General features: G+C 36.6%; 19 protein-coding genes and 1 tRNA gene. 2 read left to right on the top strand and 18 right to left on the bottom strand.

The genetic code is table 11. From position 1 onward, the window contains the following. The first annotated feature begins 214 nt into the window (after window positions 1–214). Entirely contained in the window at window positions 215–877 is a 663-nt protein-coding gene (rpe, locus tag ACS8MM_RS10455; protein WP_379716378.1) for a ribulose-phosphate 3-epimerase, read from the top strand. 38 nt (window positions 878–915) lie between these two features. Here the strand turns inward: rpe and ACS8MM_RS10460 are convergent, their stop codons facing one another. The 3 genes from ACS8MM_RS10460 to ACS8MM_RS10470 are packed head-to-tail and all read right to left on the bottom strand — an operon-like array spanning window position 916 to window position 6,386. Continuing rightward, a complete protein-coding gene (locus tag ACS8MM_RS10460; RefSeq protein WP_379716381.1) occupies window positions 916–2,235 on the bottom strand; it encodes a TolC family protein in 1,320 nt (439 codons plus the stop codon). Further along, window positions 2,222–5,311 (bottom strand): efflux RND transporter permease subunit, encoded by a 3,090-nt coding sequence (locus tag ACS8MM_RS10465; RefSeq protein ID WP_379716384.1) that lies wholly within the window; start codon window positions 5,309–5,311, stop codon window positions 2,222–2,224. Before ACS8MM_RS10465 ends, ACS8MM_RS10460 begins: the two co-directional genes overlap by 14 nt. 7 nt (window positions 5,312–5,318) lie before the next feature. Next, a complete protein-coding gene (locus ACS8MM_RS10470) occupies window positions 5,319–6,386 on the bottom strand; it encodes an efflux RND transporter periplasmic adaptor subunit (protein ID WP_379716387.1) in 1,068 nt (355 codons plus the stop codon). Window positions 6,387–6,539: 153 nt separating this feature from the next. Here ACS8MM_RS10470 and ACS8MM_RS10475 point away from each other — a divergent pair, with 153 nt between their 5' ends. Then, entirely contained in the window at window positions 6,540–6,977 is a 438-nt protein-coding gene (locus ACS8MM_RS10475) for a hypothetical protein (protein WP_379716390.1), read from the top strand. A 152-nt stretch (window positions 6,978–7,129) separates the two neighbouring features. Here the strand turns inward: ACS8MM_RS10475 and ACS8MM_RS10480 are convergent. The 15 genes from ACS8MM_RS10480 to ACS8MM_RS10550 all read right to left on the bottom strand — a co-directional run bounded on the left by ACS8MM_RS10480 (window position 7,130) and on the right by ACS8MM_RS10550 (window position 23,515). Further along, window positions 7,130–7,202, bottom strand: a tRNA-Arg gene (locus ACS8MM_RS10480). A 57-nt stretch (window positions 7,203–7,259) separates the two neighbouring features. After that, entirely contained in the window at window positions 7,260–7,709 is a 450-nt protein-coding gene (locus ACS8MM_RS10485) for a GatB/YqeY domain-containing protein (protein ID WP_379716393.1), read from the bottom strand. Window positions 7,710–7,879: 170 nt separating this feature from the next. Continuing rightward, the gene (gene ftsZ / locus ACS8MM_RS10490; RefSeq protein ID WP_379716396.1) at window positions 7,880–9,865 is read right to left on the bottom strand and encodes a cell division protein FtsZ; all 1,986 of its coding nucleotides are present in this window, start codon (window positions 9,863–9,865) and stop codon (window positions 7,880–7,882) included. A 44-nt stretch (window positions 9,866–9,909) separates the two neighbouring features. Further along, window positions 9,910–11,286, bottom strand: a complete 1,377-nt coding sequence (gene ftsA / locus ACS8MM_RS10495; protein WP_379716399.1) for a cell division protein FtsA — start codon at window positions 11,284–11,286, stop codon at window positions 9,910–9,912. Between the two features lie 3 nt (window positions 11,287–11,289). Then, entirely contained in the window at window positions 11,290–12,015 is a 726-nt protein-coding gene (locus tag ACS8MM_RS10500; protein WP_379716402.1) for a cell division protein FtsQ/DivIB, read from the bottom strand. Next, a complete protein-coding gene (gene murC / locus ACS8MM_RS10505) occupies window positions 12,008–13,351 on the bottom strand; it encodes a UDP-N-acetylmuramate--L-alanine ligase (protein WP_379716405.1) in 1,344 nt (447 codons plus the stop codon). Before murC ends, ACS8MM_RS10500 begins: the two co-directional genes overlap by 8 nt. A 4-nt stretch (window positions 13,352–13,355) precedes the next feature. Then, window positions 13,356–14,450 (bottom strand): undecaprenyldiphospho-muramoylpentapeptide beta-N-acetylglucosaminyltransferase, encoded by a 1,095-nt coding sequence (gene murG / locus ACS8MM_RS10510; protein WP_379718986.1) that lies wholly within the window; start codon window positions 14,448–14,450, stop codon window positions 13,356–13,358. 2 nt (window positions 14,451–14,452) lie between these two features. Then, the gene (locus ACS8MM_RS10515) at window positions 14,453–15,748 is read right to left on the bottom strand and encodes an FtsW/RodA/SpoVE family cell cycle protein (protein WP_379716408.1); all 1,296 of its coding nucleotides are present in this window, start codon (window positions 15,746–15,748) and stop codon (window positions 14,453–14,455) included. A gap of 43 nt (window positions 15,749–15,791) precedes the next feature. Further along, a complete protein-coding gene (gene murD, locus ACS8MM_RS10520; RefSeq protein WP_379716411.1) occupies window positions 15,792–17,123 on the bottom strand; it encodes a UDP-N-acetylmuramoyl-L-alanine--D-glutamate ligase in 1,332 nt (443 codons plus the stop codon). A 1-nt stretch (window position 17,124) separates the two neighbouring features. Continuing rightward, entirely contained in the window at window positions 17,125–18,354 is a 1,230-nt protein-coding gene (mraY, locus tag ACS8MM_RS10525) for a phospho-N-acetylmuramoyl-pentapeptide-transferase (RefSeq protein WP_379716414.1), read from the bottom strand. Between the two features lie 9 nt (window positions 18,355–18,363). Beyond that, window positions 18,364–19,827: a UDP-N-acetylmuramoyl-L-alanyl-D-glutamate--2,6-diaminopimelate ligase gene (locus ACS8MM_RS10530; protein WP_379716417.1), complete on the bottom strand. Its 1,464-nt coding sequence runs from the start codon at window positions 19,825–19,827 to the stop codon at window positions 18,364–18,366. Continuing rightward, a complete protein-coding gene (locus tag ACS8MM_RS10535; RefSeq protein ID WP_379716420.1) occupies window positions 19,827–21,827 on the bottom strand; it encodes a penicillin-binding protein in 2,001 nt (666 codons plus the stop codon). Before ACS8MM_RS10535 ends, ACS8MM_RS10530 begins: the two co-directional genes overlap by 1 nt. Beyond that, window positions 21,818–22,159, bottom strand: coding sequence for an FtsL-like putative cell division protein (locus ACS8MM_RS10540; RefSeq protein WP_379716424.1), 342 nt, complete (start codon window positions 22,157–22,159; stop codon window positions 21,818–21,820). The genes ACS8MM_RS10535 and ACS8MM_RS10540 overlap by 10 nt, the downstream gene beginning before the upstream one ends. Continuing rightward, window positions 22,159–23,055, bottom strand: coding sequence for a 16S rRNA (cytosine(1402)-N(4))-methyltransferase RsmH (gene rsmH / locus ACS8MM_RS10545; RefSeq protein WP_379716427.1), 897 nt, complete (start codon window positions 23,053–23,055; stop codon window positions 22,159–22,161). Before rsmH ends, ACS8MM_RS10540 begins: the two co-directional genes overlap by 1 nt. After that, entirely contained in the window at window positions 23,042–23,515 is a 474-nt protein-coding gene (locus ACS8MM_RS10550; RefSeq protein WP_379716430.1) for a division/cell wall cluster transcriptional repressor MraZ, read from the bottom strand. Before ACS8MM_RS10550 ends, rsmH begins: the two co-directional genes overlap by 14 nt. Window positions 23,516–23,818: the final 303 nt, after the last annotated feature.

Below are 23,818 nucleotides of genomic sequence, written 5' to 3' on the forward strand. Positions count from 1 at the left end.
ACATTGAATTATCCTTTCAAACGTCCCAAAAATCAATTTAGGTAGAATTCTCAATTCAATTTATTTCATTCTGTACCGTAATACAGCATGGAAAACTTATCAATAGCCCAAAAGAAAAAGAGCAAAAGCAGAACCACAATTGTGCAAGTAAATTTTAAAACTCGTAAACTTCGAGTTATCTTTGCCCCACAACACAACAATACTTTTCTAAAAAATGAAGAACACACTTATTGCTCCGTCTGTACTTGCAGCGGATTTTGCCAATTTACAACGCGACATCGAAATGATTAATGCCAGTGAAGCCGATTGGTTCCACATTGATATTATGGATGGTGTTTTTGTACCCAATATTTCTTTCGGGATGCCGGTTTTGGATGCTATCAGCAAACATGCCAAAAAAACCATTGATGTGCATTTGATGATTGTTGATCCTGATCGTTACATTTCCACTTTTAAAAAATTAGGAGCAGATGTATTAACGGTACATTACGAAGCATCCACTCATTTACACAGAACATTACAAGCTATAAAAGCAGAAGGTATGAAAGCAGGAGTAGCTTTAAATCCTCACACTAATGTTTCTTTACTGGAAGATGTAATTAAGGATATTGATTTGGTTTGCATCATGAGTGTGAACCCCGGATTTGGTGGACAATCATTTATTGAAAACACATATAAAAAAGTAAAGCAACTCAAAGAAATCATCACTAGAAACAACGCATCCACTTTAATTGAAATTGATGGCGGTGTAACCAGTAAAAACGCACAACAATTAGTAGATGCTGGCGCTGATGTTTTGGTAGCCGGAAGTTTTGTTTTCAACGCAGAAAACCCTACACAAACCATCGCTGATTTAAAGAAAATCACTTCGATATAAAACAATAAAAAAGCGCTTAATTTCAGCGCTTTTTTCATTTAAAACTTTATATTTCCTGCTATTTGTTGCAGCACAATCTCGGATATCTTCGCTTGAAATTTCGCACTACTGTTTCTTGCAATTGCATTGATGTAGTTTTCTTGTGCATTTCTGAATTCTATCGTTGGAACAGTTCCAATTTTGAATTTATCCAAAGTAATCTCCATATTTTTCTTCGCAATCGCTTCATTACTTTCTTCCAGTTTTGCCAACTCCACATTGGTCAAATACGTTTGATACGCCGAAGACAGTTGCGCATTTATCGTTTGTTTTTGTTGTTCTGCCAATAAGCTCGAATTTTCCACTTGAAGCTTGGCAATTTTTTCATTTCTGTTTTGAGAAAAACCATTAAAAATGGGCATCGTGGCTGTAAGTCCGTAATTTAATCCTCGACTCGAAGTTGCTGTTGTAAACCCTAAACTACTTTCGGTTTCTACAAATGTATATCCCGTATTCAATCGTACAGTCGGGTATCGATTGGCTTTGGTTTGTTTTAATTCCAACTCTGCCACACGTTTATTGATCAAAGCCAGCTGCAGTTGTAAGTTTTGCTTTTCGGTTAATGCTTTTAATTCTGTCAATTGCAGTTTATCATCTACCACAACCTCTTCAACCACTTGAAAATTTGTAGCTAAATCTCTTGCCAGAATTTCATTCAATCGAATTTTAGTAATTTCATACAATTCTTTCTGCTTCAGTAAAGTAGAAGAATCCGTATTCAAATCGACCTGAGCATTCAACACTTCCAACTTAGCTGCTTTACCGATTAAAAAACGGTTTTCAGCAGTTTTCAAACGTTGTTTCGAAATTACAATCGTAGTATCCAAAGCTTTAATCAGTTGCTGTTGTTGTACCAAATCATAGTACGTTGTCATCACATCACTCACTTTGGTCAGTATCGTTAATTTCAATTGAACATCGCCTTGCTTTTCCAACTCTTTTAACTGATCGTAACGGGCAAACATTTTGAGACCATCAAAAACAGTCCATCCTAAATTCACACCATACTCCAATCGATTGTTTTTCGCATTATCCAATTCTCTCACATCTCCATTGGATTGTGTTTGTTTGGAATTTTGAATGCTATTATTTTTTGTCAAGCTTGCGTTGAGTTCAGGAAGCATTCCCGCATTCCCAATAGCATTATTTTCTTTATCAACATTGAGCTCGTTGGTAGCAATTTTAATATCATAATTGTTTTTCAGAGCAATTTGAACCGCTTGATCGACAGTCAAAATCTCCTGTGCCATTACTTTCGGCACAAAAACCAATACTGCTATTTGAAATAAAAATTTACGCATCACATTAAGCCTTTTCATATTGTTCAATAGTATCAAATTCAGGTCGGTGTTTTCTTTCTCTTGACCACATCAAATAAATAGCTGGAATTACAAACAATGTCAATGCCAAAGAAAACAACGTTCCTCCAACAATAACTACACCCATACCTATTCTACTGGTAGAAGCCGCCCCTAGTGACAATGCAATAGGTAAAGCTCCTAAGGCAATCGCTAAACTGGTCATTAAAATTGGACGCAAACGCGATTCTGAAGCTTCCATAATGGCTTCGTATTTTGATTTACCTTGTTCTCTTAACTGATTCGCAAATTCAACAATTAAAATACCATTCTTGGTCACTAAACCAATCAACATAACGGTTCCGATCTGACTAAAGATATTCCAGGTTTGACCGAACAACCACAATGAAAATAATGCTCCAGCAACTGCCATTGGTACAGTTAGAATAATTATAAATGGATCGATAAAACTTTCAAATTGGGCAGCAAGTATCAAGAAAATTAACAATAAAGCCAAACCGAAAGCAAAGGATGTGTTCGAGCTACTTTCTACGAAGTCACGCGATTCACCACTTAAATCGGTAGTAAAAGTGTCATCCAATACTTTTTCTTTAATTCGTTCCATGGCTTCAATACCGTCACCGATACTTTTACCTGGAGCCAAACCTGCGGAAACCGTTGCCGACATGTATCGGTTGTTATGGTACAATTGAGGCGGACTACTTTGTTCATCAACATGAACCAAATTATCCAACTGTATCAATTGTCCTTTATCATTTTTCACAAAAATAGAAGTCAAATCCATAGGTGCATTTCGGTCTTTTTTATCAAACTGACCCATAACCTGATACTGTTTCCCATTCATCATGAAGTATCCGAAACGCTGACCACTTAAAGAAAGCTGTAAGGTTTGGGCCACATCAATCACCGACACCCCTAAACTCTGTGCTTTTTCCCTATCTATTGTTACATATACTTCCGGTTTATTGAATTTTAAATTCACATCCGAATTCGAGAAAGTTGGATCATTCGAAACTTCATCCATAAATTGTGGAATCTTTTCTTCTAACTTTTTGAAATTAGGCGCTTGAATTACAAATTGTACAGGCAAACCTCCTCTTCTATTCACCGCGATAGTTGGCGATTCCGAGACCGAAACTTTCGCTTCAGCATATTGTTTTGTCCATTTGGTAAGCTTTTCAGCGATATCTTTTTGGGTTTTTTCCCTTTCATCTGGTTGTACCAATGCAATTCTAGCCATACCACTATTCACAGAAGAAGATCCAAAACCTGGTGAGGTAACAATCAAACTCACTTTTTTCTCCGGAATCGAATCATTGATCAATTCTGTCAAATCGTTCATGAAACGATCCATATAATCATACGAAGCACCTTCTGGAGCCGTTACACGTGCGCTCAGGAAGCTTCGGTCGTCGTATGGCGCGGTTTCTTTTTGCAATACATTAAAGAACAGATAAATTAATCCGAAACAAAGAATCAAAATAGGAAAACTCAACCATTTCTTTTTCATAAAGCCAGTCAATGCTTCGGCATAACCGGAATTCATTTTCTCAAAAATAGGCTCAGTTAAAGTATAGAATTTTGATTTTTTCTGTTCGCCACCTTTCATTAAGTAAGCATTCAACATTGGCGTAAGCGTTAACGATACAAATGCTGAAATCAATACGGCCGCACCAATTACCACACCAAATTCGCGGAACAATCTACCCACGAATCCTTCTAAGAAAATCACCGGTAAGAAAACAGCTGCCAAGGTGATTGAAATTGAAATTACAGCGAAGAAAATCTCATTAGAACCTTTGATAGCGGCTTCAATAGGCGACATGCCTTCCTCTACTTTTTTGAATATATTTTCGGTAACTACAATTCCATCATCTACTACTAATCCTGTCGCCAAAACGATTGCTAACAATGTCAATACGTTTACGGAGAATCCACATAAATACATAATGAAGAATGTAGCAATCAACGAAACAGGAATGTCAATTAACGGTCGGAATGCAATAGCCCAATCTCTAAAGAACAAATAGATGATCAATACTACAAGGATAACCGAAAGCAATAATGTTTCAGCCACCTCCAATACCGCTTTTTTAACGAATACTGTATTATCGATGGCAATATTCAGTTTGAAATCTTTTGGTAAATCTTTTTGCAACTGATCGTATTGCTCATAAAACTTCTCTGCAATATCCAAATAATTGGTTCCCGGTTGCGGAATAATAGCCATACCAATCATCGGTTGTCCCGAATCGGACAATTTTGTTTCTAAATTTTCAGCTTCTAAAGCCGCTTTACCAATATCACTAAAACGGACAATTTTATCTCCTTCCGCTTTAATGATGATATTATTGAAACCTTCTTCGGTTGAAATATTTCCAATAGTTTTAACCGTCAATTCGGTATTGGCACCTGTCAATTTTCCCGAAGGCAATTCTACATTTTGTTTGTTCAATGCCGAACGTACATCGGCTACTGTACATCCGTACGAAGCCAATTTATTCGGATCAATCCATAAACGCATGGCATATTTACGCATTCCCCAAATTTGCACACTACTCACTCCCGGAATAGTCTGCAAACGCTGAGAAAGTACGTTATCCGCATAATCGGTTAACTCCAATACATTTTTATTATCACTCTGAACGGTCATCGTAATAATAGGTTCCGAATCGGCATCTGCTTTGGACACTACAGGTGGTGCATCAATATCTTGAGGCAAACTGCGAACTGCCTGTGATACTTTATCACGAACATCGTTCGCGGCTTCTTCCAAATTCTTATCCAAATTGAATTCTATCGCAATATTACTTCTTCCCTGACTACTCGATGAAGATATATTTCGAATTCCATCAATCGAATTGACTGCTTTTTCTAAAGGTTCGGTAATCTGGGATTCGATGATATCAGCATTGGCACCCGAATAATTCGTTTGCACTGAAATTTGTGCCGGATCAATTGATGGGAACTCTCTTACTCCCAAAAACGTATACCCAATGATACCGAAAAGAATCAACATCAAGTTGAGTACAATCGTTAAAACGGGTCTTTTGATACTTAAAGTGGATAAACTCATAGCTATCTTACTTTATGTTAACTTTTACAGGAGTATCGTCTTTCAATGTCATCACACCTGTAGTCAAAACCGTATCTCCGGGTTTTAAACCAGTTAAGACTAGAACGTCTTTATCGGTTCTGGCTCCTGTTTCAACCATAATTTCTTTGGCTTTACCGTTAACAGACACGAACACTTTCTTACCGTTTTGTACCGGAATAAGCGCTTCTGTTGGCACCAATAAGGCATCATTGATATTATCCAATGGCAAAGAAACATTGGCAAAAGTACCAGGAATTAGCTTCCCATTTGGGTTTTGTGCTATTGCACGCATTTTCAATGTTCTGGTGGTTTCTTCAATCTCTGGTTCGATAGCATAAATTTTAGCCGTGTATGTATCTTTTGAACCTGATGTAGTAAACGAAAGCGAAGTATTTACCTTCATCTGTGTCGCATATTTTTCAGGAATAGAAAAAGTGATTTTAACCTGACTGGTATTGACTAAATTAGCGACAACAGTTGTTGGGGTAACATAGGTTCCTTTGGATATATAACGCAATCCTATCTTTCCTGAAAAAGGTGCTTTGACCGAAGTCTTCGCAATTTGCGCTTGAATTAATTGAGTTTGTGCTTGGGCCGAACGGAAATCAGCACTAGCAATATCATACTCTTCTTGGCTGATTGCTTCTTTTTGTAATAACAACTTTGCTCTTCTTTCGTTTTCTGAGGCCAATGTCTGCTTAGTTCTGGCTTGCGAAAGTTGTGCCCGAAGTTCCAAATCATTAATTTTAAATAATTGTTGCCCTTTAGAAACATAACTTCCTTCTTGAAAATTGATACTTTCCACTACACCGGAAACTTCACTACGCACTTCAATCTGCTCATTGGCTTCAATTGAACCGGAAAGTGATAAATTATCGGAGAAAATTTGAGACTTTAGCACAATTCCGGAAACTTTTGAAGGTTTTTTATCGCCTTCTTTACCTTTCCCTTTACCATTTTCCTCATTCTTAGCGTTATTAGCTGATACTCTGTAAAATATCATTCCGCCTAAAACTACTGCTAACAGTAAATATACAATATGTTTAAATTTCATAATACGTGTGTAATTTTATGTCAATGTTGGGATTTATTAACAAAACTACTTGTTATTATTTACTTCTCTAAATGATTAAATTTTATTTAACATTAATTTAGAACAATCTATCCTTAACAGAAATAACCCTTTAGTAAAAGAGAAATATACCCATTGAAAAAGAGAGTTATTGCTTCTGCGAAGAGTGTTTTTATCACTACAGATGGAGTTATTGCTACTGTAGAAAGGTTTTTTGCTACTGCGAAGAGGTTTCACCTTACTGCAGAAAGAGATATCCTCACTGCGAGAAGATATATTGCTACTGCAGAAAGAGTTTTCTTTACTGCGATGAGAGTTCTTCTAAATGCGAGAAGATATATCGCTACTGCAGAAAGAGTTCTCGTTACTGCGATGAGAGTTCTTCTAACTGCAAGAAGATATATCGCTACTACTGAAAGAGTTCTCGTTACTGCAATGAGAGCTCTTCTAAATGCAAAAAGAATTTCGCAATCTTATTTTAGAATCGGGCATCAGCTCTTCCTATCCCACAAAGCTCCGCTTCGCCATAGGGATTCAGCTCCACTGATCCCACAAAGCTCCGCTTCACCATAGGGATTCAGCTCCACTGATCCCACAAAGCTCCGCTTCACCATAGGGATTCAGCTCCACTGATCCCACAAAGCTCCGCTTTGAGAATACAAAGAAGGGTAAAAAAACATTTCAAGCGAGCTTGATGTTTTTTTACCCTTCTTTGTATTCATTCGTGACCCCATCGGGATTCGAACCCAAATCGTCAGAACCGGAATCTGATATTCTATCCAATTGAACTATGGGGCCATACTTGATTATTAATCTTTTGGAGTATCTAAAAATCCAACAGTTTAATAATCCGATTTATGCTAAAAGTTTTTTAACGATATTCGAAATGGTCTTACCATCCGTTTGACCTGCCAATGCTTTTGAAGCAGCACCCATAACTTGTCCCATTGCTGCCATTCCAGAAAAACCACCATCAGCAATAATCTTTGCAACTGCAGCCTCAACTTCCGCTTCTGACATTTGCGCAGGTAAAAATTTCTCAATTACCGCAACTTGTGCAATTTCAGGCTCAGCCAAATCGGGACGATTTTGTTCCGTATAAATAGCTGCGCTGTCTTTGCGCTGTTTTACCAAACGTTGCAATAATTTAATTTCATCATCAGTCGACAATTCTTCCTTTGCTCCACTTTCTGTTTGTGCTAACAAAATAGCAGATTTAATTGCTCTTAACGCCTCTAAAGCTACAGTATCTTTAGCTCTCATTGCGTTTTTCATTTCGTCCATGATTTGTGCTGATAAACTCATACTATTTCAATTTTAAAATGACGTAATTGGATTTGAACAAACCAAAAAATCACCGTTATACTTATTTATTTTTACTAAAATTCCTATGTTTAGGAATGCGACGCGAAGTTAAAAAAATAACCCGAAAAATCGATAGAAATTTCGGGTTACCACTATTTGATGTATGTCTGTTAATCTACATTGTCATGTAAAAAAGAATTATTAGAACGCAATTGTACATCATCGTTACTGTCTAATCCTAATGACAATCTAGAACGATTATTATCGGCAGGATTGTTATTGGTAACATCTATTCCCATACGCTTGTAAGCCGGTACTTTTTCAAATTCATCAACACGAGCAGCGTTATTATGGAATTTATAATTGAATTCCTTCATCTTACGACGACGTTCTTCTGCTCTTAATTTCAATGATTCTTCAATCGACATTTCAGTTGGTGCGAATGCATCATTCATGAATGATGGTTGTGCTACTGGATTTTGAGGTTCTACCTGCTTCACCGTAATATTCAATTCCGCTGGAGTCACTTCAACAACTGGCTCTTCTTTTTTAGCTTGAACGAACTGACTTTCCACTTCCATATACTCTTCCAAAGAATGACGAATTACACCATTTTGAGTTACTTCCGTCACAGGAACAAACTCAACAGCATCGTTCACTTTAATATCTTTGATTTCATTCGTTAGATCAAAAATCAATCGATCGGTATTTACTTTTGGCTCTTCCACTTTCGCGATTGGAAGGTCAAATGTGAACGCAATTTGTTCTGGTTCTGCAACCACGAACTGAGGTTCAACCACTTCAATTTCTTTTACTTCCGGAGATGTAAAATAGAACTCACTCTCGTTCACCTGATTCGGCGAAACGATTTCGAATGTTACATCTAGATTTTTAATGAATTCAGTAGTTGGCACCAAATCCATTGTAAAATAAGGCTCCACCAAATCTGGAGTAGTTATTTCTTCTTCTAATGAAAATACAATTTTCTCTTCAACAACCGGTGCAGGCGTTTCGTTTACAACCGGCGCTACAGGAACTGCTTGTGTAATTGGAGATGAAAAATCAAATCCTTTTGCCTCAAAAGTCTGCGTCAAATTGTGCACTAACCTTTGTTCATCTTCCAACGAATGAATGATTTTTTTAGGCTCTGTATTTACGATTTCAGCTTGTTGTTCTACACAAAATCCAGTTGCAATAATCGTCACTGCAATTTTATCACCTAAAGTTTCATCTTCACCGACACCCATGATGATGTTTGCATTGAATCCAGCTTCGGTTTGAATGTGATCATTGATTTCGCCAATTTCGTCAATAGTAATTTCGTTGGTTCCAGAAACGATAAGCAACAATACGTTTTTAGCACCAGTGATTTTATTATCATTCAAAAGCGGAGAATCCAACGCAGAAACAATGGCTTCTTTGGCACGGTTTTCACCATCAGCCATAGCAGAACCCATAATCGCAGTACCTGAATTAGCCAAAACAGTTTTAGCATCTTTCAAGTCGATATTCTGAGTATAGTGATGCGTAATTACTTCCGCAATTCCACGAGAAGCTGTAGCTAAAACTTCATCCGCTTTGGAGAATCCTGCTTTGAAGCCAAGATTTCCATACACTTCTCTTAATTTATTATTATTGATTACAATCAAGGAATCAACTTGTCTTCTTAATTTTTCAACACCAAGTAAAGCTTGTTCAGAACGAATTTTTCCTTCAAACTGGAAAGGAATAGTAACGATTCCTACAGTAAGAATATCTCTTTCTTTAGCCAATTGAGCGATTACAGGTGCAGCTCCAGTTCCGGTTCCGCCACCCATACCAGCAGTAATGAAAACCATTTTAGTATTCACATCAAGCATTTTCTCGATATCCTCAATACTTTCCAATGCAGATTGTTGTCCAACATCAGGATTAGCTCCAGCACCTAAACCTTCAGTTAAATTAACCCCCAACTGAATTTTATTAGGTACAGGACTGTTTTGCAATGCCTGTGAATCAGTATTACAAACAATAAAGTCTACTCCTTTGATACCTTGCTTGAACATGTGATTGATAGCATTACTACCTCCACCACCTACTCCAATTACTTTTATCACATTCGATTGATTTTTAGGCAAATCGAAAGCGATGCTTCCAAATTCTGAGTTGCTTTCCATACTATTTGGTTTTTTTTACTTTGTGTTACTTGCGACAATACCGATTACTCTGCGTTGTCTAAAAAATCTTTTATTTTGTCTATGTATTTGTCGAAAAACGACTTTCTGATTGTTTTTTCAGTTGTTTTGGTATCCGCCATTTTTGCCTCTTCCAAAACTTTTTCAGCCTCTTGTTGCAACAACTGCTTTTCTTCAATTGTCGGCTGTTGAACTAATACCGGCTCAGGTACATAATTTTCTTGTGGCACCGCACTCACCGTATTGTTACGAACACTGTTCATAACCAATCCGACTGCTGTTGCATACAAAGGACTTGAAATTTCTTCCCCAGAATTTCCTGCCAAATGCTCATTTGGATAACCAATACGAGTATCCATACCTGTAATATATTCTACCAATTGCTTGATGTGTTTCAACTGTGACCCACCACCTGTTAATACAATTCCAGCAATTAGTTTTTTTCTTGGATCTTCGTGACCATACGCTTTGATTTCCGTGTAAACCTGCTCTATTATTTCCACAACACGCGCATGGATAATTTTAGACAGATTTTTCAATGAAATCTCTTTAGGATCACGACCACGCAAACCAGGAATAGATACAATTTCATTGTCTTTATTTTCTCCTGGCCAAGCGGAACCAAATTTTGTTTTTAACAATTCGGCTTGTTTTTCGATAATCGAACAACCTTCCTTGATGTCTTCCGTGATTACATTTCCCCCAAAAGGAACCACCGCTGTGTGGCGAATAATTCCGTCTTTAAAAATGGCCAAATCCGTTGTTCCACCACCTATATCTATCAAAGCCACACCGGCTTCTTTTTCTTCCTGACTTAATACTGCGTCTGCCGAAGCCAATGGTTCCAATGTCAAACCTGACAAATCCAGACCTGCGCTTTTAATACATCTCCCCACATTGCGTATTGAAGAAGCCTGACCCACTACGACATGAAAACTAGCTTCTAATCTTCCACCATACATTCCGATTGGCTCTTTGATTTCAGATTGCCCATCGATTTTGAACTCCTGTGGTAATACATGAATAATTTCTTCACCAGGCAACATAGCCAGTTTTTGCACTTGATTAATCAAAAGATCAATATCCTTTTCACTGATTACTTCTTCCGCATTAGGTCTTGAAATATAATCGCTATGCTGTATACTACGAATGTGCTGGCCAGCAATGCCCACCACCACATCTTTGATTTTAAAACCAGAATCCTCCTCTGCCAAAGCAATTGCTTCTTGAATTGATTGAATAGTTTGTGTAATATTATTTACCACGCCACGAGCAACACCCAAACTTTTAGACTTACCAACGCCTAAAATTTCAAGTTTACCGTACTCATTTTTTTTACCAATCATAGCTACGATTTTAGTCGTACCTATATCAAGTCCTACTGCTATTCTCTCTCTTTCCATACCTTATTCTTTTGTACAAACCACCTGTTTTGTAAACTTCAAATTGATACTCTTATACGAATCAATTAAAGTGTCCTGTACAGCTTTTTGAAAAAACGCTTTATAGTTATTAAATTTTCTCTCCATGTTAATGGTTCGTCCAAAAACAATATCATAACCATAATTTCTATTCTTCATGATCACACTTCCATCCTCCAAAACCTGCATACCGATGATATTTTTTTTCAAAAAATCATCGTTATAAATCATCTGTAACAGAGACACGAAATTCTTGTCTTTGGCAGTGTTAATTTTACCATAAACAAGCGGCACTCTGGCACTAAAATTTTTTGAAAGCGGCATCTTACCTCCCTCATAATCAATATAAAAAGAGGTATTGTTACTAAAAACACGTGCGATTGGGGACTTCTGCTTAACGACCGTTTTTAGCTTACCATCAACACTCACATATACCTCAGAATCTTCTATTAGGCTGTGTTTATTAAGGGTTTGCTCAATACTCTTCAAATCTATATCTTCTTTTTTAATCGTAGATATACCTCCAAATTTTTCTATCAACAAGTTATTAACCATTTCGTGGGTTACAAACGGACTCTCAGCATTTAAAAATTCAATCTGAGGTTTGGAAATTTTTCGTTGTTCATTCCTTTTTGAAGTAAATGAATACAAAAAAATAACCAATCCAAAAATGGCAATCAACTGAATATTTAACACCCAATTTTTACGCATCTAATGCTTTTTTAATTTCTGGAACCATTTCTCCCACATCACCTGCTCCTATTGTAACAATAACAGGCGCATCAGATGCTTGCAACAATCCAATCAATTCATTTTTTTGAACTAATTTTTTATTTGGATTTTCTATCTTATCTAACAACCATTGCGAAGTTACACCTTCCATCGGTAACTCACGCGCTGGGTAAATTTCCATCAACAAAACTTCGTCAAACTGTGACAAACTTGTAGCAAAATCATCTGCAAAATCACGAGTTCTGCTGAACAAATGCGGCTGAAACACAGCCAATACTTTTTTACCGGGATACAACTCACGAACTGCTTGATGTACCGCGTTAATCTCAGTGGGATGGTGCGCATAATCATCGATATACACAAAATCCGGTTTTCTGATTTGGAATGAAAAACGACGTTTTACTCCTTTAAATGTTGCTAACGCTTTAGCAATAGCGTCGGTTGGGGTTCCGAACGTACTAGCCATTGCCAAAGCCAGCAACGCATTGGTTAAGTTATGCTTTCCTGGTAATCCAAATTTTATATCTTTAATCTCTTCTGTTGGTGTTGTCACATCAAACACATACCAACCGTCGACTATTCTAACATTATGCGCTACAAACTTTGACCCGTCGTTTACACCAACAGTAACCCCCTCCAAAGGCAAGCCATTGATTACAAACAGGTTAGTTTTATCCGTTACTTTATCTGCAAATTCCTGAAAGGAAGCTTTGATAGAAGCATCATCGCCATAAATATCCAAATGATCTGCATCCATCGAAGTGATGCAGGCTAAATTGGGGTGCAAATGTAAAAAAGATCTATCAAATTCATCCGCTTCCACAACAGTAATTGTTTTACCGGTACCTATTAAATTGGAATTATAGTTTTCGACTATCCCACCCAAAAAAGCTGTTACATCAGCACCACTTTCATATAAAACATGACCTAAAATACTGGAAGTCGTTGTTTTACCATGCGTACCCGCCACTGCAAAACAGTAGGTATCTTTAGTAATAATTCCCAAAACTTCAGCACGTTTTTTTACCACGTAGTCATTATCCAAAAAGTAATTCCACTCCGTATGCGATTTTGGTACAGCCGGGGTAATAATTACCAAAGTATTTTCTTTTGTGAAATCCGCAGGAATTTGTTGAATATCATCTTCAAAATGAATCGTTATTCCACTAGCAACCAATTCCTCCGTAAGCATGGTTGGCGTTTTATCATATCCTGTCACTTTTTTTCCAATGAATTTAAAGTAACGGGCCAAGGCACTCATTCCGATACCTCCGATTCCGATAAAATAAACGTTATGTATTTGATTTAAATTCATTTCCTTATTTCACTAATTTTACTATTTCATCAACTATTTGCTTCGTTGCATCAGGCAAAGCCAATTTTTTAATATTCTCACTTAAACTTTGCTGTTTCCCTTTATCTTTCAACAATGCTTCAAAAACAGTTTCGAATTGCGTATCCAATTCATTCTCTTTCATCAGAATTGCCCCGTGTTTATCCACAATAGCCTGAGCATTTTTAGTTTGATGATCTTCTGCCACATTAGGTGACGGAATAAAAACAACCGGCTTACCTACAATCGCTAATTCAGAAACTGATGATGCGCCAGACCTTGATATCACAATATCCGCAGCAGCATAAACCAGATCCATTCGATCTATAAAAGCAAGTACCTGAACGCCTTCTTTTTGAGAAAATTGTTGGTATTCCTCCAAATACAATTTCCCGCATTGCCAGATAATTTGTACATTTTGAGACAACAACCAATCCAATTCTTTAGCAATCAACTGATTAATTCTTCTCGCTCCTAAACTCCCACCTAAAATCAATAGTGTTTTTTTTCCCGCATCCAACTTAAAATAAGTCAATGCTTCCTCTCTTTTATCTTCAACAGCAATCAAATCCTGACGGACTGGATTACCAGTAAGTCTCATATTTTCTATTGGAAAAAATCGTTCCAAATTTTCATAAGCAACACAAATTTTGTTTGCTTTTTTACTTAATAATTTATTGGTTATTCCTGGATAAGAATTCTGTTCCTGAATTACCGTAGGTATTCCTAACATCGAAGCCACTTTTAATACTGCTCCACTGGCGAAACCTCCAGTCCCAATTACCACATCTGGTTTAAAATTTTTAATAATACCGAAAGACTTAGCCAAGCTAGACATCAACTTCAAAGGAAACATTGCATTTTGAAGTGTCAATTTTCGTTGAATACCGGCTATCCACAATCCTTTGATTGAATATCCCGCTTGAGGCACTTTTTGCATTTCCATTTTATCACTCGCGCCCACAAAAAGAATATCCGCTTTTGGGAAACGAGCTTTTAACTCGTTAGCAATAGCGATTGCAGGATAGATATGCCCACCTGTTCCTCCACCGCTTATTATAAATTTTGGATTTTCTTTCATCATTATTTATTTAAAACCGCATTCATTGGATTAGCAACATCTTCAATTGAATAACCTTCTTCAAAAATTTCTTCTTGCTTTTCTTCATCTGCCAATTCCCTATCAATAATACGTTGTAAAGCTTCCTCTCTCTTTTGTTTATCTAACGTTTCTTGCGCAATTTCTTCTTCTTTTTTGGTTACATTCAAAATGATTCCCAAAGCAGCACACGTCATCCAAATGGAAGTACCACCACTACTGATCAAAGGCAATGTTTGTCCTGTTGTAGGCAATAATTCGACTGCCACTCCCATATTAATAAATGCTTGGAAAATAATTGGAAAGCCCAATCCTGCCACCACCAACTTTCCGAAGACTGTTGGCGCTTTGTACGAAGCGATTACAAATCGAATAAACAAAATCAAATAGATCAGAATAATAAAAAAAGCACCCGCAAGTCCTAACTCTTCCACAATAATGGCAAAAATGAAATCGGAAGAAGATTGCGGCAAAAAGTTTTTTTGAATGCTTTTACCCGGACCTAAACCATAAACTCCACCGGATGCAATGGCTGTTTTTGCTTTTTCGATTTGGTAATCATCTTCATCAGGCACGTCTGACGTAAAATTTTCTATACGGCTAATCCATGTATCCACACGGTTTGGAAAAGCATCTGGAAAAGCCTTAACTAAAAGCACAAAAAATGCAAAAGCTAAAATTCCCATCCCTACAATTACAGCACTATTTTTGATTGGATACCTTCCAACAAATGTCAACATTAACACCATTGAAAAAATCAAGGCAGTTGTTGAAAAATTCGCTGGTAAAATCAATGCTAAAGTGATGAATACCGGAATCCAAAGTTCTACAAATGACTTTTGAAAAGTCATTTCTTCTATTTCTGTTTTAGATAAATAGCGAGCAACAAACAAAAACAACACAATTCCTGCAAATGCTGAAGGTTGGAATGTAATACCTACAAAGGGAACCGAAATCCAACGACTGGCATTCGCACCTTCAATCATTGTTCCTTTGAGCATGGTATAAGCCAACAATATCCACGCAATTGGCAACAATATTCTTGATATACTCCTAAAGTAATGGTATGGAATTTTTTGTACTTGGAACATAATCCAAATACCCGCAGCCAAGTGAATTAAATGTTTAATCAAATAGACTAAGGTATTTCCTGTTCCGTGTTTTTGATAAGCCAAATTACTACTTGCGCTATACACAGGTATAAAAGAGATGAGAGCCAACAGTGCTACCATTGCCCAAATCACTTTATCTCCTTTCAAATTATGTATTAACGTCTTCATAGTTCCTTTTTAAGCAGTAAAGCTGCTTATGACTTTATTGCAATTATAAATTTTGTACTGCTTGTTTGAACTGGCGACCACGATCTTCGTAGTTTTCAAACAAATCAAAACTAGCACATGCTGGCGACAACAATACAGAATCACCTTTTTCAGCAATTTTATACGCTTGTCTCACGGCTTCAACCATACTTGATGCTTCTACCAAAGTATCTACTACGCCAGCGAAAGCTTCAATAATTTTTTTATTATCAATACCCAAACACACAATTGCCTTCACTTTTTCATTTACCAACGGCATCAACTCAGTATAATCATTGCCTTTATCCACACCACCAACAATCCAAACTGTTGGGGTAGTCATGCTATCCAAAGCGAAAAACGTTGCATTCACATTAGTAGCTTTAGAATCGTTTATGTATTGTACATTTTGAATCTTAAGCACTTTTTCCAGACGATGTTCCACACCTTGGAAATCAGATAGACTCTCACGAATCGTTTCTTTTCTGATTTTCAATAGTTGTGCAACTGTAGCGGCTGCCATGGCGTTTTTAACATTGTGTTTCCCTTCTAATGATAATTGATTTGTTGGCATAACAAAAGTTTCTTTTGTGGTATTGATATTAATATTATTTTCTTCTAAAAAAGCTCCAAAATCCAAAGGTTTTGTCAATGAAAAAGGAACCAGTTTTGCTTTGGTGGTATTGTTTTCCAACCAATTTTTTATTGCTTCGTCGTCTGCATCATAAATCAGATAATCCTCTTCCGTTTGATTCATGGTAATTCTGAATTTAGCAGCGATATAATTTTCGAATTTGTATTCGTATCGGTCTAAATGATCCGGACTTATATTTGTAATGATGGCGATATGCGGTTTATACGTTTCAATCCCATCCAACTGAAAACTACTCAACTCCAAAACATACGTATCGTATTTTCCTTCAGCGACCTGCCATGCATAACTCTTTCCAATATTTCCGGCCAAACCAACATTTAAACCTGCTTGTTTTAATAAATGATAGGTTAACATCGTGGTGGTAGTTTTTCCGTTGCTTCCAGTAATCCCAATTGTTACGGCATCTGAAAACTGATTGGTAAATTCTATCTCCGATAAAATTGGAATATTGGCCTCAATTAGTTTTTTAACTATTGGTGCTTTGTCCGGAATACCTGGACTTTTCATCACCACATCCGCATTAAGAATTAACTCTTCTGTATGTTTTTCGTCTTCAAATTTGATTTTATGAAGTGACAACACTTCTTTATAATTGTTTTTTATCTGTCCAAAATCAGACACAAAAACTTCATATCCCTTTTTCTTTCCTAAGATAGCAGTACCTACACCACTCTCTCCTCCACCTAAAACTACTAATCGCATATTATCTTAATTTTAGGGTTACAATTGACACAATAGCCAATAAAATTCCAACAATCCAAAAACGGGTTACAATTTTACTTTCGTGATAACCTTTTTTCTGATAGTGATGATGTAGCGGTGACATCAAGAATATACGTCGACCTTCACCGTATTTCTTTTTGGTATATTTGAAATAAGCAACCTGTAGTACCACCGATAAATTTTCGGCCAAGAAGATTCCACAAATTACTGGGATCAACATTTCTTTACGAACAGCAATTGCCAACACAGCGATTACACCACCGATGGTTAAACTTCCGGTATCCCCCATAAATACAGCCGCCGGATAACTGTTGTACCATAAAAAGCCAACTAATGCACCAACAAAAGCAGCTATAAAAACAGTCATTTCACCAGAATTCGGGATAAACATGATATTCAGATAATTCGAAAAAATGATATTTCCTGAAACAAAAGTAAATACACCTAAAGCGACCACAGAAATTGCTGAAGTTCCCGCAGCCAATCCATCAATACCATCCGTTAAATTAGCACCATTGGAAACTGCAGTGATAATAAAAATCACAATTGGAATAAACACCAACCATGCCCAATTTTCGTAACCATCACCAGTCCATGCTAATAATTCAGCGTAGTCGAATTCATTATTTTTAAAAAAAGGAATCGTAGTTGCGGTCGATTTTTCTTCCAAAGAAACCGGATTGATTGTATTTTGAACTGAATTCACTACAATCTTTGTAGGTTGAGCATCTTGTCTAACTGTTACTGCAGGATGGAAATACAAAGTAGCACCTACAATTATTCCAAGACCGATTTGACCTATTACTTTAAATATACCTTTTAAACCTGCTTTATCTTTTTTGAATACTTTAATATAATCGTCAAGAAACCCGATAAGTCCCATCCACAACATGGAAACGATTAAAAGAATGATATAGATATTGTTCAGTTTTGCCAAAAGAAATACCGGAATCAAGGTAGAGAAAATAATAATAATTCCTCCCATCGTAGGCGTTCCCGCTTTTTGAGTTTGTCCATCCAAACCTAATTCACGAACTGTTTCTCCAATTTGTTGACGGCGCAAAAAGCCAATAACACGTTTACCGTAAATAGTAGACAACAACAAAGACATAATAATAGCCAATGCCGATCTAAACGTGATATACTGGAAAACTCCCGTTCCCGGAACATCTAAAGATTTATCTAAATATTCAAATAAGTAGTATAACATACCTTGTGGTTATTTGTTAAGTTGTTCTAATATTTCTTGTACAATTTTCATATCGTCAAAATCATGACGTACTCCATTTATTTCCTGATAGGTTTCGTGTCCTTTGCCCGCAATTACAATAATATCTTTGCTTTCCGCCATTTGACAAGCCGTTTTAATCGCTTGCTTTCTATCTAAAATCGACACATATTTTTTAAAATTTTCGGCCGAAATACCAGCCTCCATTTCATTCAAAATCATTTGTGGATCTTCAGTTCGTGGGTTATCCGATGTTAGTATCACATTATCGCTCAATTCGGCAGCAATTTTGGCCATTATTGGTCGCTTTGTTTTATCTCTGTCGCCTCCACAACCCACTACTGTGATTAATTTTTCATTTTTAGTACGGATATCATTTATTGTATTCAATACATTTTCCAACGCATCAGGCGTGTGTGCATAATCTACCACCGCTGTAATTTTTTGATTTGAAACGATGTATTGAAATCTTCCTGAAACACTTTCCAATTCCGATAACAATCGCAAAGCTTCAATTTTCTCAATCCCTAATTCCACAGCAACTGCATAAATCGCCAGTAAATTATAGGCATTAAAATTTCCGATTAAACGAGTCCAAACTTCTTGCTCATTCACTTTTAATTGCAAGCCAGATAATTGATTTTCCAAAATAACGGCCTTATAATCGGCATAAGTTTTCAGAGCATAGGTCAATTTTCTCGCCTGCGTATTTTGAAGCATTACGCTTCCGTTTTTATCATCTATATTGGTAATTGCAAAAGCAGATTTCGGCAAGGAATCAAAAAATGATTTTTTTACATCACGGTATTCGGCGAATGTTGGATGATAATCCAAATGGTCGTGAGACAAATTGGTAAAAACTCCGCCCTTGAAGTGTAATCCTTCAGTGCGTTTTTGATGAATCCCATGAGAACTCACTTCCATGAAACAATACTCACAACCTTCTTCAACCATTTCATTCATATAATGATTGATGGTTAATGAATCGGGAGTTGTATGAGTTGCTTTATATTCGGTATCGTCAACTAGAATTTTCACTGTTGAAAGCAAACCAACTTTATAACCTGCCTTTTTAAACATTTGGTACAATAGCGACGCAATAGTTGTCTTACCATTGGTTCCAGTTATACCTATTAATTGCAATTTTTGTGACGGATTGTCATAAAAATTAGCCGCTAAACAAGCTAGAGCCTCATTGGTATCTTTGACTTGAATATAAGTTATTTGAGACAATAAATTAGCTGGCAAATCTTCGCATACAATAACAGCAGCTCCAAGAGAAATCGCCTTATCAATAAATTGATGACCATCGGAAATAGTCCCTTTGATTGCTACAAACACATCATTATTACTCACATTACGCGAGTCAAAATGAATGGCACTCACTTGAATATCTGTTGTACCATGAACAGATTCAATACCAACTTTGTATACTATGTCTTTTAAGTTTTGCATTATGACAACTCCAGAATTATTGTGTTATTTTTCAAAATAGGCTGACCTGGAAGAATTGATTGTTTCTTTACTTTTCCGATGCCAATTACCTTAACTTTCATATTTAGGTTTTCCAGCAGCGCTACCGCATCCATACCTGGCATACCTTTCAAATTAGGCACAACGGATGGTTTTTTATTTACCTTTTCGTTGTAGGCTAGATAACTAGTCTCTTGATTTTTGAATTTTCTTTTTAAATCTTTTATTTTATTGGTAGATGGCACATCAGTAAACACTTTTTGAGCGATACGTTTAAAAACCGGGCCAGCTACATCTGCACCATAATAATTATTTTTCGAAGTATTCGGTTTATGAACAACTACAATGCAAGAATATTTTGGATTATCTGCTGGAAAATAACCAACAAACGAAGATGCATAATACATTTCTGTATCTCCTTTATGATAAGCCATCTGAACCGTCCCTGTTTTACCTGCCATTGAAAAATCTTTAGAATACAATTTCGAACCCGTTCCTTGTTTTACTACGTTTTTCAAAACAGCATTTACTTTTTTCAATGTTGGGTCAGAACATATTTTAGGATTAATCACCTGCTTGTCAAACTTTTTGATGGTTTTGTTCCATTCTTTCACCTCTTGAACAAACATCGGCTTTACCATTTCGCCATTGTTCGCAACGGCATTGTACAACGTCAATGTTTGTAGCGGAGTAACAGATACTCCGTAACCAAATGCCATCCAAGGAAGAGAGATTCCGCTCCAGCCATTCTCGCCGGGTTGTGGTATTCGAGGAATACCCTCTCCTTTAAATGGTAAACCAAGAGGTTTGTTAAGCCCCAAATTATTTATTCGGTCAACAAACTGTTTTGGGTTGGTTTTATAATTTTCATAAACTGCTTGAACCAAAACTGTATTCGAAGAAACTTCGAAACCACGGGCTAATGAAATTTTTCCGTAACCACCTTTATGAGAATCACGAACATGTCTTCCTTTATAAACTATATCTCCACCTTTCGAATCATACACTTTACTAGTATCAATTTTTTCGTCATCCAGAAGTGCGATTAAATCCACTAACTTAAACGTTGACCCGGGTTCGTGTGATTCGCCGATAGCATAATTCACAGTTTCATAGTAAGTACCATCTTTACCTCTACCCAAATTGGAAATTGCTTTTACAGCACCCGTTTTGGTTTCCATAACAACAACACAACCATGATCCGCCTCATACTCTTCCAATTGTTTTAATAAAGCGTGATGCGCAATATCCTGAACGTAAACATCTATAGTAGAAACAATATCGTATCCATCACGTGGTTCCACTTCATTATTATCGTGAATGGGTTTCCATTGGCCTTTTGCGATTTTTTGCTTTAAAATCTTACCATCTTTACCGTTTAAGTATTTACTAAAAGCACCTTCTATACCCACAGGAAGCAACCTACCTTTTTCATCATATCGCTCGTAACCGATAGTCCTTTTCGCAATTTTACCGATTGGATGCTCACGCACAGTTTCTTGCTCGGTTATCATCCCTCCTTTGTAAGCTCCCAAATTGAATAATGGAAAACCTTTAATCGTCATATACTGCGTATAACTCAAGTCGCGTGCAACTAAAAAGTAGCGATTTTTATTTGCTTTCGCTTTACGGAATTCATTCAAATACACCGAACTGGACTTCCCTAAAAACTTTCCTAATGAATCAGACAAAGGCTTTACATATTTATCAAAAGTCTCTTTTGACGGAGCCACTGCATCAAAACGAATCGTATATTCCGGAATAGATGTTGCAAGTAAACTTCCGTCAGAAGAATACACATTCCCTCTATTTGCAGGAATTACAAAGTTTTTAACCGTGCGTTCTTTTGCCAATTGACGGTAATAATCACCTTCCACCCACTGAATGTTCGTTAGCTTAACGCCAACAGCTGTCACCATAATCAAAATGATTAAAGCCACTACATAAATACGATTCAATATGTTTCTGTTTTCTACTGCCATAGGTTATCCCAAGCTGTTTTTTCTTTTATAACTTTTATTTTTTTGGGCGGAACCGAAGAGGGGAAAATTTCTTTTTTTTCCATTTTTTCAGCTACAGACGATTCCATTTTAATCTTCATCAACTCCGAACGACGATCTACAAATTCTGATCGTAATTCTTTTACTTCATTGGTCAACTCCGCTATTTCGAAAATTTTCTTTTCATAACTATGTGTATTCGCAATCATGATTATGGCCAAGAAAATCAAATAGACAATAAACTGCCAATTTTTGATCGCATCCTCGTTCACCAAGAACTTGGCTTTCAACAAGCTATACAACTTCCCTTTCATTATAATTTCTCAGCTATTCTCAGTTTAGCACTTCTTGCTCTGTTATTGATTTTAATCTCAGCATCTGTTGGCACAATCAATTTCCCAATTGCTTTAAATGGAACCTCAAAACGACCAAACATATCCCTTTCAGGTTCACCTTCAAACATTCCGTTTTTAACAAAGCGTTTTACCAATCGATCTTCCAATGAATGATAGGAAATCACACTCAAGCGTCCACCGGTATCCAAAACTTCTAATGTTTGTTCCAAGAATTCTTTCAAAACTTCCATTTCCTGATTCACTTCAATACGAATAGCTTGATAGATTTGCGCCAAAATTTTATTCGCTTTGTGCGCTGGTAAAAAACGAGCCAACACCTGTTTCAGATCTTCCGTATTTACGATTCGCTCCTTTTCCCTAGCCTCAACGATTGTTCTCGCTAACGCCGCTGCATTTTTAAGCTCACCATACTCTAAAAAAATACGACGTAAATTTTTATCGTCGTATTCGTTAACCACCCTGTATGCACTCAATTCATTTTTCTTACTCATGCGCATGTCCAGTTCAGCATCGAATCGCGTTGAAAAACCTCGTTCCGGAACATCAAACTGATGTGACGAAACCCCAAGATCTCCTAAAATTCCGTCTACCTTTTTAATTCCGTAGAAACGAAGAAATCTTTTGATAAATCTGAAGTTTTCTTTAATCAGCGTAAAACGTTCGTCTTGAATTTCATTTACCCAAGCGTCTTCATCTTGATCAAAGGCAAACAATTTTCCATTCGGTCCTAATTGAGACAATATCTCTCTAGAGTGACCACCTCCTCCAAATGTCACATCAACATAAACCCCATCAGGCTTAATATTCAAGCCTTCCACCGTTTCCTTTAACAATACCGGATTATGATATTCCATCTAACTCATCGTTTATGTTACCCATTACTTCCTCTGCCAAATCTGCAAAATCTACATCTGCATCATCAATAGCTTTTTCATACAAATCCTTATCCCAAATCTCAACAATATTAACCGCCGATGACAACACCACATTACTGGTAATCGAAGCAAACAATGCCAAATCTTTAGGTATCAACAACCTTCCTGTCGAATCAATTTCCAACATACGCACACCCACTGTAAATCGTCGAATGAAATCATTGTGTTTTTTATTGAATCGATTAAGTTTGTTGATTTTTTGCATCATTAAATTCCATTCTGCCATAGGATACAACTCCAAACATTGCTGAAAAACAGATCGCTTTAATACGAAACCGTCCTGCAACGAAGAAGCCAACTGATTCTTCAAAGCCACAGGTAACATCAACCTGCCCTTTGCATCAGCCTTACATTCATATGTTCCAATAATGGTATTCAATGAGTTACACTTTTTGTATGATAATGTACAAATGTAAAAAATAATTTACCACATTTTACCACAAATTACCACTTTGTTAATAAGTTTTACCGTTTTTAATCCATCATTTTACGGAATAAATTGATTTTATTGACCTTTTCAAAGTGGGAGGATGTTTAATCCGTTTTCAGATTATTAACATTTACAAGTATTTTGTTAAAAATAAAAACGAAAAACAAACCCTTAAAATACTAACAATGAAACAATTAATCGTTTAAGATCTCTATTCTATGTTTTCCCCACTCTTACTTCTTGTAAAATATT

The sequence above is a fragment of the Flavobacterium sp. MAHUQ-57 genome (assembly GCF_051908335.1).
Taxonomy (GTDB): Bacteria; Bacteroidota; Bacteroidia; order Flavobacteriales; family Flavobacteriaceae; genus Flavobacterium.

Coding starts and splice junctions, on each gene's coding strand:
- rpe (WP_379716378.1), top strand. CDS start 215: ATGAAGAACACACTTATTGCTCCGTCTGTACTTGCAGCGGATTTTGCC.
- ACS8MM_RS10460 (WP_379716381.1), bottom strand. CDS start 2,235: ATGAAAAGGCTTAATGTGATGCGTAAATTTTTATTTCAAATAGCAGTA.
- ACS8MM_RS10465 (WP_379716384.1), bottom strand. CDS start 5,311: ATGAGTTTATCCACTTTAAGTATCAAAAGACCCGTTTTAACGATTGTA.
- ACS8MM_RS10470 (WP_379716387.1), bottom strand. CDS start 6,386: ATGAAATTTAAACATATTGTATATTTACTGTTAGCAGTAGTTTTAGGC.
- ACS8MM_RS10485 (WP_379716393.1), bottom strand. CDS start 7,709: ATGAGTTTATCAGCACAAATCATGGACGAAATGAAAAACGCAATGAGA.
- ftsZ (WP_379716396.1), bottom strand. CDS start 9,865: ATGGAAAGCAACTCAGAATTTGGAAGCATCGCTTTCGATTTGCCTAAA.
- ftsA (WP_379716399.1), bottom strand. CDS start 11,286: ATGGAAAGAGAGAGAATAGCAGTAGGACTTGATATAGGTACGACTAAA.
- ACS8MM_RS10500 (WP_379716402.1), bottom strand. CDS start 12,015: ATGCGTAAAAATTGGGTGTTAAATATTCAGTTGATTGCCATTTTTGGA.
- murC (WP_379716405.1), bottom strand. CDS start 13,351: ATGAATTTAAATCAAATACATAACGTTTATTTTATCGGAATCGGAGGT.
- murG (WP_379718986.1), bottom strand. CDS start 14,450: ATGAAAGAAAATCCAAAATTTATAATAAGCGGTGGAGGAACAGGTGGG.
- ACS8MM_RS10515 (WP_379716408.1), bottom strand. CDS start 15,748: ATGAAGACGTTAATACATAATTTGAAAGGAGATAAAGTGATTTGGGCA.
- murD (WP_379716411.1), bottom strand. CDS start 17,123: ATGCGATTAGTAGTTTTAGGTGGAGGAGAGAGTGGTGTAGGTACTGCT.
- mraY (WP_379716414.1), bottom strand. CDS start 18,354: ATGTTATACTACTTATTTGAATATTTAGATAAATCTTTAGATGTTCCG.
- ACS8MM_RS10530 (WP_379716417.1), bottom strand. CDS start 19,827: ATGCAAAACTTAAAAGACATAGTATACAAAGTTGGTATTGAATCTGTT.
- ACS8MM_RS10535 (WP_379716420.1), bottom strand. CDS start 21,827: ATGGCAGTAGAAAACAGAAACATATTGAATCGTATTTATGTAGTGGCT.
- ACS8MM_RS10540 (WP_379716424.1), bottom strand. CDS start 22,159: ATGAAAGGGAAGTTGTATAGCTTGTTGAAAGCCAAGTTCTTGGTGAAC.
- rsmH (WP_379716427.1), bottom strand. CDS start 23,055: ATGGAATATCATAATCCGGTATTGTTAAAGGAAACGGTGGAAGGCTTG.